The 13055-nt window shown below is 61.9% G+C and carries 11 protein-coding genes; 3 read left to right on the forward strand and 8 right to left on the reverse strand.

Annotated elements, in window-relative coordinates; translation table 11 throughout:
- Positions 1–153 precede the first annotated feature (153 nt).
- Entirely contained in the window at positions 154–1116 is a 963-nt protein-coding gene (locus tag ACPWMG_RS25285; RefSeq protein ID WP_483302237.1) for a helix-turn-helix domain-containing protein, read from the forward strand.
- A 172-nt stretch (positions 1117–1288) separates the two neighbouring features.
- Positions 1289–2404 (forward strand): GNAT family N-acetyltransferase, encoded by a 1116-nt coding sequence (locus ACPWMG_RS25290; protein ID WP_483302238.1) that lies wholly within the window; start codon positions 1289–1291, stop codon positions 2402–2404.
- Positions 2405–2443: 39 nt separating this feature from the next.
- Here the strand turns inward: ACPWMG_RS25290 and ACPWMG_RS25295 are convergent, their stop codons facing one another.
- A complete protein-coding gene (locus ACPWMG_RS25295; protein WP_483302239.1) occupies positions 2444–3580 on the reverse strand; it encodes a C45 family autoproteolytic acyltransferase/hydrolase in 1137 nt (378 codons plus the stop codon).
- 83 nt (positions 3581–3663) lie between these two features.
- On the opposite strand from ACPWMG_RS25295, the gene ACPWMG_RS25300 reads away from it, so the two are divergent.
- Positions 3664–4446 carry a type III pantothenate kinase gene (locus tag ACPWMG_RS25300; protein ID WP_483302240.1) on the forward strand — a complete coding sequence of 261 codons (783 nt, stop codon included), beginning with the start codon at positions 3664–3666 and terminating at the stop codon, positions 4444–4446.
- Between the two features lie 9 nt (positions 4447–4455).
- Here the strand turns inward: ACPWMG_RS25300 and ACPWMG_RS25305 are convergent, their stop codons facing one another.
- From ACPWMG_RS25305 to ACPWMG_RS25335, 7 genes are all read right to left on the reverse strand, one after another.
- Positions 4456–5223: a class II aldolase/adducin family protein gene (locus ACPWMG_RS25305; protein WP_483302241.1), complete on the reverse strand. Its 768-nt coding sequence runs from the start codon at positions 5221–5223 to the stop codon at positions 4456–4458.
- Positions 5224–5267: 44 nt separating this feature from the next.
- A complete protein-coding gene (locus ACPWMG_RS25310; protein WP_483302242.1) occupies positions 5268–5864 on the reverse strand; it encodes an HD domain-containing protein in 597 nt (198 codons plus the stop codon).
- The gene (locus ACPWMG_RS25315; protein WP_483302243.1) at positions 5861–7540 is read right to left on the reverse strand and encodes a GMC family oxidoreductase; all 1680 of its coding nucleotides are present in this window, start codon (positions 7538–7540) and stop codon (positions 5861–5863) included. Before ACPWMG_RS25315 ends, ACPWMG_RS25310 begins: the two co-directional genes overlap by 4 nt.
- 18 nt (positions 7541–7558) lie before the next feature.
- Positions 7559–8995 carry a coniferyl aldehyde dehydrogenase gene (locus ACPWMG_RS25320; RefSeq protein ID WP_483302244.1) on the reverse strand — a complete coding sequence of 479 codons (1437 nt, stop codon included), beginning with the start codon at positions 8993–8995 and terminating at the stop codon, positions 7559–7561.
- A gap of 33 nt (positions 8996–9028) precedes the next feature.
- On the reverse strand, positions 9029–10687 hold the full coding sequence (locus ACPWMG_RS25325) for an arylsulfatase (protein WP_483302245.1): 1659 nt from the start codon (positions 10685–10687) through the stop codon (positions 9029–9031).
- 131 nt (positions 10688–10818) lie between these two features.
- Positions 10819–11829 carry an AraC family transcriptional regulator gene (locus tag ACPWMG_RS25330; protein WP_483302246.1) on the reverse strand — a complete coding sequence of 337 codons (1011 nt, stop codon included), beginning with the start codon at positions 11827–11829 and terminating at the stop codon, positions 10819–10821.
- Between the two features lie 169 nt (positions 11830–11998).
- Entirely contained in the window at positions 11999–12937 is a 939-nt protein-coding gene (locus ACPWMG_RS25335; RefSeq protein WP_483302247.1) for a pirin family protein, read from the reverse strand.
- Positions 12938–13055: the final 118 nt, after the last annotated feature.

A 13055-nucleotide genomic window follows, 5' to 3' on the forward strand; every position in this document is an offset into this window, starting at 1 on the left:
TTGAATTGACTGACCCAGGTGCAATCTAGACGGCGGCGGCTTTGGCGTCGTTCATCGCATTGCGATTTTGCAGAAAATTGCTGAGGGAAAACACCGACCGATTGGCCAACGCATCGGCATTCCATCGAATGCTTAGCGTTCTAACATCTCTGCATGGATAAGCGTTCGTTTGAATCCGCCCGCGTGCCCATGGCATGTGACCCCACTGCAGCAGGCACATCACGCCCTCCTCTGCCGCCAAGATCGTTGTTCCACAACCCGCCGGAGCCCTCGTTGCTGAAGGCTTCACAACTTTCTGCGTGGGCCGGTTTTCGCATGGGCATTTTTGAGGCGTCGAGCCACCGCGAGAGCCGCACCATCGAGTCGCCCTTTGCCGTGTTGGCCCTGGTCACCAAGGGCCGCACCCGCGCGCATTTGCGTAGCCGTGGCAGCACCTGGGACTTCAGCACTAACCTCAACACCATGGGCCTCTTTGGCCCACACCTGGAAGTGGCCTATTCGCGCTGGGAATGCGAGCCCGGCGCCGAGCGCATGATTGTGGAGTTGGACTTTGACGAGTTGGCCGCAGAAGGCGACCTGGGCGCCTTGCTGCCGCCACGCCGCGCGCTACAACAGGATCTGACGATTCAGGACGACCACCTCGCCATGCTGCTGCGCCTCATGGCCGATGAGATTCGCCATGGCAGCCCGCACGGCCGCTTGTACGCCACCTCGCTATCACTCAGCCTGGCCGCGTACTTGAGCACCCACCACGCCGAGGGCGGCCGCGCACCGGCACGCGAACGCGGCACCCTCAGCGCGGAGCAGAAGTCGCGTGTCATCGCGCTGGTAGACACGGACTTGGCACGAGACCTCGACCTGGCCGAATTGGCGCAAGCGGCTGGCGTGAGCCGCTTTCACTTTCTGCGCCTGTTCAAAAACACTTTTGGGCAGACGCCGCACCGCTACGTGCTCGACCAACGCCTGGCCACGGCGCGCCGGTTGCTGGAGACCACCGCGCAGCCGATTGCGCAAGTGGCCTTTGCCACCGGTTTCTCCAGCCAAAGCCATCTTTCCACCGCCATGCGCCGCAGCACCGGCTTGTCGCCCAGCACCTGGCGCCGCAACAACGCGTAAAAATGCACACTTTGAGCCGTAAATTGAGGCCAGTGCGCCCCACCCCACCGCCTGGACATACAGGCCACAAACTTCCTGCTTAGACTGCGGGACACGCCACTGGCGCACCCCAAGCGGCCCCTCACATCGGGCCGTGCAGCCCGCCGGTGCCAGCGTCTTCCAAAAGAAATTTATGCACTTTCTACGCAAAGCAGAAGCCCTTGCCTTCGTGCGCCAGCGCCACGCGCTGTTCGATGCCGACCCCACGGGCAACCCCTACGCCAGTAGCGCCTGGACTTTGCACTTCATTGAACAGATTGCCGAAGACGACTGGACGTTTGCAATTGCCGAAGAAGTCGAAGCCGATGACGCCGGCAGTGCCAGCCTGATGCTGCTGTACAGCGAGCCAGACCAAAGCGACCACTGGCAGGCGGTGACCAACTACTACGCGTCGCTGTACGCACCGCTCATCAGCAACGCCGCCGACCGCACGGGCGCCATGACACGGCTGGTGAACCAGGTGGTAGCGCAGCGGCCACGCTGCGCTGTCGTCAACGTACAGCCGATGGACGATACCAGCGCCGACACCTTGGCCCTGCAAGCCGCGTTTGCACAAAACGGCTGGTATGTGCGCACCTATAGCTGCTTCGGCAACTGGTATTTGCCGTGCGCAGGTTTGTCGTTTGAAACCTTCATGCAAAGCCGCGATTCCAAGATGCGCAACACCTGGAGTCGCAAGGCGAAGAAATTCAAGGAAGGTGCGGCCGACGGCGGACGTCTGCAAATCGTGACCGCCCCGGCCGACGTGCCCGTGGCCATGGCCGCTTACGACCGCATCTACGCCAAAAGTTGGAAGAAGCTCGAACCCTACCCAGCCTTTGTACGCCAATGGGCTGAGATCTGTGCGGCCAACGGTTGGCTGCGGCTAGGCATTGCCTGGGTGGATGACGTGCCGATTGCCGCGCAGTTCTGGTTCACCATCAACCACCGGGCTCACATTTTCAAGCTGGCTTATGACGAAGATTTTGCCAAGTGGTCGGCCGGAACGGTGCTATCGGCCCATTTGTTCCGCCACAGCCTGAACGTGGACCGGGTAGTCGAAATCGACTACCTGACGGGAGACGACGCTTACAAAAAAGGCTGGATGAGCCACCGCCGGGAGCGCATTGGCATGATTGCCTGCAATCCGCGCACCCCCAGAGGTTTGGTCGCCGCAGCCAAGGAATTTGCTGGCGCGATGCGCCAGCGTTGGAAGGGCAAACCCGTCGCCCCTTCGCCAACGCCTGCTCCAGTGGAAGCAGACGCATAAACGCCGCTCACACGACGAGGTCAAGCGGTCAATGCGTGATCACAGAGCCGTAAACGCCACCCGGTTCGGCACATCGGGCGCAATCCAGATCTGCCGCGAATGCGGGTGGATGATGATGCCGGCCACGCTCTCGATACGGCCGTGCGCTGGCCACTCGGGGTTGGGGCCACGGCAGATGCTCAGGAAACCATCGGTCTCGTCACGCAAAAAGGTTTGCAATTCTTCGAGGCCAATCTTGCCCTCGCTCTGCCCTTTTGCGGCATGTAACTCGGCGGTCGCCAAACGTGGCGCGCTGGACACAAAGGCGCCCATTGGCGCTTGTTGCGGCAGCAGTGTTTCACACATGAAATGGTTGGTGTGCACCACCACACCGTTCGTAGGCGTCAGCTCAGCCCAGCCGGCGGGCGCCACTTCAAAACACGCCACTTCGCCACTGGCATCGGCACATGGAATGTTGGACGCAGCCCCAAAGCCCAGCCCTTGCAACGCGGCCAAACGCTCACGCGCATGCGCGACCGAGCGGCACGACAGTAAGTGGCGCAACAACACGTGCACCGGCAGGCCTGGCTGCTCACCGTCCTGCAGCGAACGCACGATGTTCAGGCCCAGTGCGAAACCGGCCGCGTTGACGCCAATCTTCGCGAGCATGCCGGCTTCGGTCAGCGTGGTGATGGCGTGGCCTTCGCCGTCCTCGGTCTTGAATACCACCAGCGCCTCACGTTGACGGCCCAGCCAGTCCCAGTTTTGCGCAAACCATGCGTGGCCATCTGCGCTGGCACTGGCATCCACACACATCGCCGTGCATTCCGACCAGTCTTGTAGGCCATCGGCACGGTTGGCCTCCAGCGCGGCGTCTACCAAGGCAGACTCGCCGTTGAGGTAACTCGACGGCAAGATTTCCGTGCGGCAGTTCAGCGCCAGAATGGCGTCGAGCGGCTGGCCGCTGCCTTCGGCAATGCCTTCGAGCTCGCTCACCAAATCGTCGTCCAGCGCCTCGATCACCGGCAAATAACGCATGGCCTGGGCCAACGCGTCGCGCCAGGCGATGCCGCAGTAAGCAAACAACGGGGCATAGGTTGCTAAGCTGTGGGCGATCTGCACACGGGCGGCGCGCCCGTAAGCGACACCGCGGGCATGGGCGGTGGGGAGGCCGGTGACTTGTACGATTGGAAACATGGCTTTGATGATAATGGCCTTCGAATGAGGTGGCGATCAGCATTGATCTTCGTCTTATTCTTAAAGCAATATGGAGACCAGGGATGACATTTCTCGCCATCGACATTGGCAACACGCGGCTGAAGTGGTCGCTCTACGCCGAGCCGAGCCCCGGTGCCAAGCTGTTGGCGCACGGCGCCGAGTTTCTGGAAAACATCGACAAGCTGGCAGAAGGCGCCTGGCGTAACCTGCCCGCCCCCACACGCATGCTGGGCTGCATCGTGGCCGGCGACGCGGTGAAGCGTCGCGTACACGAGCAGATGGAGATTTGGGACGTGGTGCCGCAGTGGGTGGTAGCCAGCCCCGCCGAGGCCGGCATCACCAACGGCTACGACCACCCCACACGCCTGGGTGCTGACCGCTGGGTGGCCATGATTGGCGCACGCCAACGCATCTTGCGCGCGGGCCCCGAACGGCCGATGGTGGTGGTGATGGTGGGCACGGCGGTCACCGTAGAAGCGGTGGACACCGAAGGCAAGTTTTTGGGCGGCCTGATTCTGCCGGGCCACGGCATCATGCTGCGCGCACTCGAATCGGGTACCGCTGGGCTGCACGTGCCCACGGGTGAAGTGAAGTTGTTTCCCACCAATACCAGCGACGCGCTCACCAGCGGCGGCACCTACGCCATTGCCGGCGCGGTGGAGCGCATGGTGCAGCACGTGCGCGCGCACTGCCATGCCGAGCCGGCCTGCATCATGACCGGCGGCGCAGGCTGGAAGATGGCGCCCAGCATGTCGGTGCCGTTTGAGTTGGTGGACAACCTGATCTTCGATGGTCTGCTGGAGATGGCGCAGCGCCGCTACGACGCAGACCGCTTGCTGACCTAAGACTTCGGCTCAGAGCTGATAGCCTGGATCAAGGCGCTCCAGGCGGCGCAGCAACGCAGGCCAAGCGATGTTCGCGCCCTGCCCGCCCGTGGCGGTTTTCATCACCTGCGCAATGCCGTCCAGGATACGCGGGTCCACATGGGTTAATTCACCGCCGCCGGCTTGCGCATCAATCTGGATGCGGCAGACCGACTCGAAGATGTACATGTTGAGAAACGCGTCGGCAATGGTGCTGCCCACGGTCAGCAGGCCATGGTTGCGCAGCATCAGGAAATTGTTGCGCCCCAGGTCAGCTTGCAGGCGTGGCCGCTCTTCGTCGCGTAGAGCCACGCCTTCGTAGGTGTGATAACCCAACGAGGCCAGCACAAAGGTAGATTGCTGGCTGATGGGCAGCACACCGGCCTTTTGCGCGCTCACCGCCACGCCTGCGCGACTGTGTGTGTGGAGCACACAGCCTGCGTCCTCCCTCGCTTCGTGCACACAACTGTGAATCACGAAACCCGCCGGATTGACCGGAAACGGTGATTCCGACAGCTTGTGGCCTGCTTGATCAACCTTGATCAGGCTGGACGCGGTGATCTCATCGAACATGAGGCCGTAGGGGTTGATCAGAAAGTGGTGCTCAGGGCCGGGAATCCGCGCACTGATGTGGGTGAAGACCAGGTCGCTCCAACCGTAGAGCGCCACCAGTCGATAAGCCGCCGCGAGATCACAACGCAATTGCCATTCGGCGGAGCTGACTTTGTCTTGCATAGGGGGAATGTGGAGGGTATGCATGGTTTTGTGTCTAGAACTTGACGATGAGATGCAAGGGGCTGAAATCATGCGCCCGATGGACCTGGCTTTTCAAGAGCGGCCTTGTAAAGCGATTGGCGTGGCTGCGCCAGCACGCGACGCAACATGGGTTCGAACTCGTCTAACGGCATGGCTTTGGCAGCCGGGTCAAAGGCCGGGTTGTCATAAAGCTCCACAAACTCTTTGGTGTAGAGGTAGTGCGGGCTTTCCACAAAGCGGTCGCGCAGGTTGCGGTCCAGGCCCAAGTGGTGAAAGAAGTTGTAGCCCTGAAAAACGGCGTGGTTCTGCACCATCCAGTAGTTTTCTTCAGACACAAAAGGTTTGAGGATGGCGGCCGCAATGTCTGGGTGGTTGTAGGTGCCCAGCGTGTCGCCAATGTCGTGCAGCAAAGCGCACACCACATACTCTTCATCACGGCCGTCGCGCGCGGCCAAGGTGGCCGTCTGCAAGCAATGCGTGTAGCGGTCTACAGGAAAGCCGCCGTAGTCGTTTTCCAGCAGGCGCAGGTGGGCCATCACGCGGTCGGGCAGCGTCTTCGCAAACGTGACGAAATCGCCACGGATGACTTGCCACTCTGAGGCGGTGCTGTCTTCCATGCGGGTGAATTGGGCACGTTGGTTCATGCGTGGATCTCCATCTTGTTTTCGTCGTATGGGGTTTGGGCCCGAGGGGTTTTGTCTCGTGCCGCGTGTACCGCGGGGTGGCGAATCAGGTCGGCCGCGCGCTCGCCGATCATGATGGTGGGCGCGTTGGTGTTGCCGCCAATCAAGGTCGGCATGATCGAAGCGTCCACCACACGCAGGCCCGTCAAGCCGTGCACGCGTAGCTCGGCGTCCACCACCGCCATCGGGTCGGAGGCGGGGCCCATGGGGCAGGTACCACAAGGGTGGTATTCGGTGTCGGCTGAGCGGCGCAGCTCGCGTTCTATATCCGCATCGCTGTTCTTGTCGATGGGGAACAGCAGCTTGCCTCGGAACGGCGCAAGCGCTGGGGCGTCCATGATCTGCAGCGCCTTGCGCGTGCCCTCCACCATCAGCGGCATGTCGTCAGCGTGGCTGAAGTACTTGGCGTCGATGTTGGGCGGCGTCGACGGGTTGGCATCGGCCAAGGTAACCTGGCCCCGGCTCTTGGGACGCATCAAGGTCACGTGCAGGCTGTAGCCGTGGCCCAGGTGCATCTTGCGGTTGTGGTCGTCCACAATGCCAATCACCAGCTCCAGTTGAATGGCCGGCACGGTTTGGTCGGCGCGGGTGCGGTAGAACGCGCCCGACTCGGCCACGTTGCTGGAAATCAAACCTGTGCGCTTGCGGCGCCACTCCAGAATACCTTTGAAGATGTTCCAGACGCCACGCAGCGAAACGCCGAACGTGGCATTCGCATCATGGGTGCGCCACACCAAATTGGCCGTCACGTGGTCTTGCAAGTTTTGCCCCACACCGGGGAGGTTGTGCACCACGGCAATGCCATGTTGACGCAGATGGGCGGCAGGGCCAACACCCGACAGCATCAGCAACTGCGGCGAACCATAGGCACCTGAACTGAGCAGCACCTCCCGGTGCGCGTGCACGGTCATGGCCTGGTGGTCTTTCTGATAGGCCACCCCCACCGCGCGTTTACCGTCGAACACGATGCGTGTGGCCTGCGCGCCGGTGATCACGCTGAGGTTGGCTCGCTTCAGGTGCGGTGTGAGATAGGCCTTGGCAGCGCTGCAGCGTTCACCGTTGATCTGCGTGACTTGCGAAGGCCAGCAGCCGTCTTGTTGCGCGCCGTTGTAGTCCGGGTTGCGCGGCACGCCTTGCGATACACAGGCGGCCATGAACGCATCATTGAGCGGACTGGGACTGCGCAGGTAGGCCACATTGAGTGGCCCGCCCACACCACGGAACGCGTTGGCGCCCATGCATTCGCTGTTCTCGGCGCGCTTGAAGAAGGGCAACACACTGGCGTAGTCCCAGCCGGGGTTGCCGCGCGCCGCCCACAGGTCGTAGTCGTCACGGTGGCCCCGGCAATACACCATGGCGTTGACGGAGCTGCTGCCGCCCAAGGTCTTGCCACGCGGTTGGTAGCTGCGACGGTTGTTCAAGCCCGGCTGCGGTAACCCTTCAAATTGGTAGATGTTTTTGCCCAGCGGGATGCCCAGAGCCAAACCCATGGGGGCGTGGATCAGCACGCTGGTATCCGGCGGACCGGCTTCCAGCAAGCACACACGCACGGCCGGATCTTCCGAAAGGCGCCCGGCCAGCACACAGCCAGCAGACCCGCCACCCACAATCACGTAGTCGAATTCTGTTGTCTCCATACATGCCTTTGTGTGTCTTTATTTGATGAGGAACTTCAGTACCCGATCGGCAAACTTGCCGTACGGCGGCATCATGAATTTCATGGAACTGAAACGTGCCTGGTAGAACACCGGCCGCATCTTTGAGAAAGTCTCAAAGCCTTCGTGCCCGTGGTAGTGGCCCATGCCCGACTCGCCCACACCGCCAAACGGCAGGTCGTGTTGGCCCACATGGAACAGCGCATCGTTGACCGACACGCCGCCCGACATCACGCGGTCCAGCACGGTTTGCACCACGCGCTTGTCGTTGCTGAACGGGTAGACCGCCAAAGGCCGAGGCCCGGCGTTGATGATGTTGATCACACTCTCCAACGTGTTGTAGGTGCGCAGCGGCAAGATGGGGCCGAAGATTTCGCGCTGCATCAACGTGCAGTCCTCCGGGGCGTTGAGCACGATGTGCGGCGCGATCTTGCGTGTGGCACGGTCGTGCGCAGGCCCTGGCAGCAACTGGATAAGCACCGCTCCGCGCGCCCGTGCTTCATCCATGGCCGCCAGCAGGCGGTCAAAAGCGCGCTCGTCGATGATGGAGGTGTAGTCCTTCGTGGCCAGGCTGGCGTAACGCGTCGGCATGATCTGCTTGGCCAACTCCACAAAAGCGCCAATGCTTCTCACGGACAACCAGGCGTAGTCCACCGTGGTGCAGATCTGCCCTGCATTCAAGAACTTCACGAAAAGAATACGCTCTGCCGCAAGCTTGAGCGGGTAGTCGTCGAACACGATGGCCGGGGCCTTGCCGCCGAGCTCCAACGTCACCGGGCACAGATTGCGCGCAGCGGCAGCCATCACCGCGCGGCCGGTCTGCCCTGAGCCGGTGAACAGCAAGTGGTCAAAAGGCAGCTTGGAGAATTCAATCCCCACACCGCCCGTCTCGTCAAAAATCTGCAGTTTCTCGGGTGGAAAGTAGGCGGGTAAACGTGCCATCAACAACGCTGCCATGTGGCGCGAGTTCTCACTCATCTTTACCATGGCACGGTTGCCCGCCGCGAAGATGTAGGTGAGCTGGATCATCGTCAGGTTGATCGGGAAGTTCCACGGCACGATGACGCCCACCACACCCAGCGGCTGGGCGATGACGCGGTTCTTGGCACCGAAGTAATTGCGCAAGTCCACCGCACGGCGGCGCGGTTTCATCCAGCCACGCAGGTGTTTGCCTACCTGGGCAATGCTGTCGAGCGCTGGAAACACCTCGGCCAGCAGCGTCTCGTGGCGCGAGCGGTTGCCGTAGTCGGCATTCACGGCGGCAATCAGATCCTCCATGTTTTCGCGGATGAAGCGCTCCAGTTGACGTAAGTCGGCGCGGCGCTCTTCATACGTGGGCACGGGGTGCGCAAAGTAGGCTTTGCGTTGCAGGGCGAGCGCTTCGGTCAATTGACGAGCGATCGCCTCTTCGGCAAACGGGACTCGCATGTCAGTCATGTCATGTACTCCTGGTGTGGACGCGCAAATGCGTCAGGGTGATGGTTTGGCGGCGCCCGCATTCACCATGTTTTCGATCACCTTGTTCACGTCAAGTGACGCGGACTTCTGGCTTGGCGGGAAGGCTTTGAGCGACTGCACGTGCTGGAAGAGTTGTTCGAGCACACTGTTGAAAAGATAGGTCTTGGTCTGCGTCAGGGTCGCACGCGGGCCGGGGGCTTGCAGGTACGACTCGAACGGGTCTTGGCGCAGGTTTTGCACCACCGGCAGCGGATAGGTCTGGCTCGTGCCGTAATAGCCATCGCGGCTGCCGAAAGTCACCTTCCATTGGTTGATGCGCACGGCACGCAGGGTAGATTCTTCGTAGTAGAAGATGCTGCGACGGGCCGACTCGGGCGCCTTGCCCATCCAGTAGTCGACGTTGTTCACACCATCGATGAAGCCCTTCTTCACCACCGCAGTGCCAAGTGCGTCCCCACTCGCTAGGCGCGCCTTGATATCGGGCACTCCACCAATGGCCGCCAACGAGGTGAACAGGTCTTCATGCGACTGGATGCCGTTGAGCTCGGTGCCAGGCTGTATGCGCCCGGGCCAACGGATCATCATGGGCACACGCACACCGCCCTCCCAGGTGGTCATCTTCTCCGAGCGATAAGGTGTGGTGCCGCCGTGCGGGTAGGTGGAGTGCTCGGGGCCGTTGTCGGCGGTGTAGACGACGATGGTGTTCTGGTCTAGCCCCATTTGCTTGAGCTTGGCGAGCAGGCCGCCGATTTCTTCGTCGTGCTGCAGCATGCCGGCGCAGTGCGGATCGTCTCCGCTGGTGAAGGCACGGCAGCGCTTGAAATAGTCTTGCGGCGCATGCGTGAAGGCGTGCATGCGCGTGGTGTTGAGCCACACAAAGAACGGCTTCTGCTCGGCCCGAGCTTTGGCCATGAAATCAGTGGAGGCGTTGATGAATTCGCTGTCGACCGTTTCCATGCGTTTGCGCGTCAGCGGCCCGGTGTCCTGACAATCTTGCGCGCCCCAGGGGCCGAAGCGTGGGTCTTCCGGCATAGCGGGGTTGGCGTCTTTTCGGGTGGTGCAGCGCAGCACGCCGCGCGGGCCGTTGCGTTTCTTGAAGGCTGGGTCGGTGGGGTAGTCGGCGTCTTCAGGTTCTTCTTCGGTGTTGAGGTGGTACAGGTTGCCGAAGAACTCGTCGAAGCCGTGCACGGTGGGCAGGTATTCATTGCGGTCGCCCAAGTGGTTCTTGCCAAATTGCCCGGTGGCATAGCCTTTGGTTTTGAGGACTTCGGCCAGGGTGGCATCGGTGGCTTGCAGGCCTTGCTTGGCGCCGACAAAACCCACGGCCGTCAAACCGGTGCGGATAGGCAGTTGGCCGGTGATCAGCGCCGCGCGGCCTGCGGTGCATGAGGGCTGGGCGTAATGGTCGGTGAAGATGGCGCCATCACGCGCAATGCTGTCGATGTGCGGCGTGCGGTAGCCCATGCTGCCCCGGCTGTAGGCCGACAGGTTCCAAATGCCAATGTCGTCGCCGGTGATCACCAGGATGTTGGGCGGCGCCTCGGCCGCTTGCGCGCGCACCGACCACATGCCGGTGACGGCGATCAGCAGGCCGACCATCAAGGCCAGGCTACGTTGCAGCCACTGGGCGCCCGCAAGCTTGCGGCTCTGGGCTCGCAAAGGCTTCTTCATCTTCTTGTCTCCGTCTGTGAGGGATAGCCATCCCATCATCACGGCGACACGCTTTTTGCCCATTGGCAAAAGGCGACGATGTTTTGTCTTTTGGCGACAGTGCCGGGTAAGCCCTCAGAACGAGGGCCATGTCAGCCGTTACGGCTGCGCACCGCCGTGGGAGGCGCACCAAACCAGCGGTGGCAACTGCGCGTGAGGGTGCTGGCGTCGGCGTAGTCGAGCATCACCGCCAGCATGGCCAGCGTGGGTGGCTCGGGGCTGTTCAGCATGCTTTCGGCCACCGAGCGGCGCACCTCGTCTTTGATGGTTTCGAAGCTGGTGTCTTCTTGCACTAGGCGGCGCTGCATGGTGCGCGGGTGCATGGCCAGCATTTGCGACACCGCTTGGTGCGAGGCGCCACCGGTACCCAACAGGCGTTTGATGAGTTGACGCACGCGGTCGGAGAACGGCTTTTCCGGCGCAACGAACAGGGTGTCGATAAAGTGCTGGGCCATCTGGCGCAGCATGGGGTTGCTGCCTTGCAACGGCATCTGAAGATCTTGCGCGGCAAAACGCACCACCGCATGAGACTGGCCAAACCGACACGGCGCACTCAACAACTTCTCGTGTTGATGGCTGGCGCTAGACCTGGGGTGCGGCAGCATGACTTCAACGGGCAAGATTTCGCCTTGCCCCAGCATGCGCACACATCGCACCACCACACCCAGCGCCAGCTCCATGGCCTGCACACACGCAGGGCGCGGCACGATGGTGATTTCGAAAAGCACATCAACGTAGTGGCTGTGCTGCGGCACCGGCTTCAAGGCCAAGCGAATGGCCGGGCTGTGCACGAACATGTAACGCCCGGCCAGCGTGATCGCCTCCGCCACGTTGGCCGCGTTTTGCGTGATGACGGCCAGCGGCCCCAGAATTTCCAAGCCTTGCCGTTGCGACAGTTGCAGTCCGAAATCGGCACGACTTGAAGCCCGCGCCGAATGTTCCAGCAGGTCGATCATGGCGGGGTATGGGATCAGCAAGTCAGGCTCACGCAACGCCGTGGCCACCAGCCCCACACGCCGCAACTGGGTGGCTGGCTCGAGTCCCACCTCCGTTGCAAAAGCTTCATATCCTGCCAGCGCTGCAGCCCGGATCAAGGGGTTCATCTCACCGTTCATGCGAACCAGTTTGCCATAGCGCCTGACCCGCAGACGCCGTTACGCAACCGGATGTGACACCTGAACCCTGCGCGCAGAGGCTTAAGGAAAGTCAGCCTCCAGCGCTTGATGGATATGCGAGAGGCGCTCCATTAATAGGAGCACCTCTCGCAGTAGGTCAAGCCGGCGTACCTTCAAACTTACCGGCCCGAAAGTCTTCCACGGCCTGGAAGATTTCGGCATTGCTGTTCATCACAAACGGGCCGTATTGCACGATGCTTTCTTTGAGCGGCTGCCCGGCAATGAGCAGCAGCCGCGTGGGCTCGGTGGCCCCGGCATCGGCCTGCAGCAGGACGCCGTCAAACGCTTCACCGCCTTCTTCACGCGACGGCTGGTTCTTCAAAATCGCCATGCGTTGGCGCGGCACCAACGTGTCGCCAATCTTGGCTTCGCCACGGTACACATAGACGAAAGCGTTGTGACCGGCGGGCAGGGGCTGGGCCAGGCTCGCACCTGCGGGCAGCGTCACGTCCAGGTACAGCGGCGCGGTGGCAGGCCGATCCACGCGGCCGTTCACGCCATGGCTGCTGCCGGCAATCACACGCACACTGGCGCCGCCCGCCGTTTCGAAAAACGGCAGTTCTTCGGCGGGAATGTCGCGATACCAAGGCTCGCGCATCTTTTCGCTGGCGGGCAGGTTCAGCCACAGCTGAAAACCTTCCATCACGCCTTCGGCCTGCTCGGGTAGCTCGGAATGCACGACGCCACGGCCAGCGGTCATCCACTGGACCCCGCCGCTTTGCAGCAGGCCTTCGTTACCCGCGCTGTCGCGGTGGCGCAGGCGGCCGGCCAGCATGTAGGTGATGGTTTCAAAGCCGCGGTGCGGATGGTTGGGGAAGCCGGCAATGTAGTCGTCGGGATTGTCGGTGCCAAAGGCGTCGAGCATCAGAAACGGGTCGAGCCGGTATTGCAGCGGCTGCGTCAACACACGCGTGAGCTTGACACCTGCGCCGTCCGACGTGGGTGTGCCTTCCACCAGGCGCTCGACGCTGCGGGGGTGCAGCACGGTCTCAGTTGGACGAACGTTGGTGATGTCGGGAGTGGGGGTGCGGTCCATCGTGGGGCTCCATTTGCGGTCGGCAACACGCCATGTGCTGCAAGCCTTTTATATGGTGCCGATGGGGGTGTATGGAAGGCCTGCCAGTGGCTCGCAGCGTTCCAGTCATAGAACGCTG

The organism is Hydrophilobacter chitinilyticus (assembly GCF_049860745.1).
In the GTDB taxonomy this organism is placed as follows: Bacteria; Pseudomonadota; Gammaproteobacteria; order Burkholderiales; family Burkholderiaceae_C; genus Rhodoferax_B.

Bases quoted from the DNA above. Each gene is read 5' to 3' on its own strand.
- ACPWMG_RS25285 (WP_483302237.1), top strand. From the start codon at position 154: ATGGATAAGCGTTCGTTTGAATCCGCCCGCGTGCCCATGGCATGTGAC.
- ACPWMG_RS25290 (WP_483302238.1), top strand. From the start codon at position 1,289: ATGCACTTTCTACGCAAAGCAGAAGCCCTTGCCTTCGTGCGCCAGCGC.
- ACPWMG_RS25295 (WP_483302239.1), bottom strand. From the start codon at position 3,580: ATGTTTCCAATCGTACAAGTCACCGGCCTCCCCACCGCCCATGCCCGC.
- ACPWMG_RS25300 (WP_483302240.1), top strand. From the start codon at position 3,664: ATGACATTTCTCGCCATCGACATTGGCAACACGCGGCTGAAGTGGTCG.
- ACPWMG_RS25305 (WP_483302241.1), bottom strand. From the start codon at position 5,223: ATGCATACCCTCCACATTCCCCCTATGCAAGACAAAGTCAGCTCCGCC.
- ACPWMG_RS25310 (WP_483302242.1), bottom strand. From the start codon at position 5,864: ATGAACCAACGTGCCCAATTCACCCGCATGGAAGACAGCACCGCCTCA.
- ACPWMG_RS25315 (WP_483302243.1), bottom strand. From the start codon at position 7,540: ATGGAGACAACAGAATTCGACTACGTGATTGTGGGTGGCGGGTCTGCT.
- ACPWMG_RS25320 (WP_483302244.1), bottom strand. From the start codon at position 8,995: ATGACTGACATGCGAGTCCCGTTTGCCGAAGAGGCGATCGCTCGTCAA.
- ACPWMG_RS25325 (WP_483302245.1), bottom strand. From the start codon at position 10,687: ATGAAGAAGCCTTTGCGAGCCCAGAGCCGCAAGCTTGCGGGCGCCCAG.
- ACPWMG_RS25330 (WP_483302246.1), bottom strand. From the start codon at position 11,829: ATGAACCCCTTGATCCGGGCTGCAGCGCTGGCAGGATATGAAGCTTTT.
- ACPWMG_RS25335 (WP_483302247.1), bottom strand. From the start codon at position 12,937: ATGGACCGCACCCCCACTCCCGACATCACCAACGTTCGTCCAACTGAG.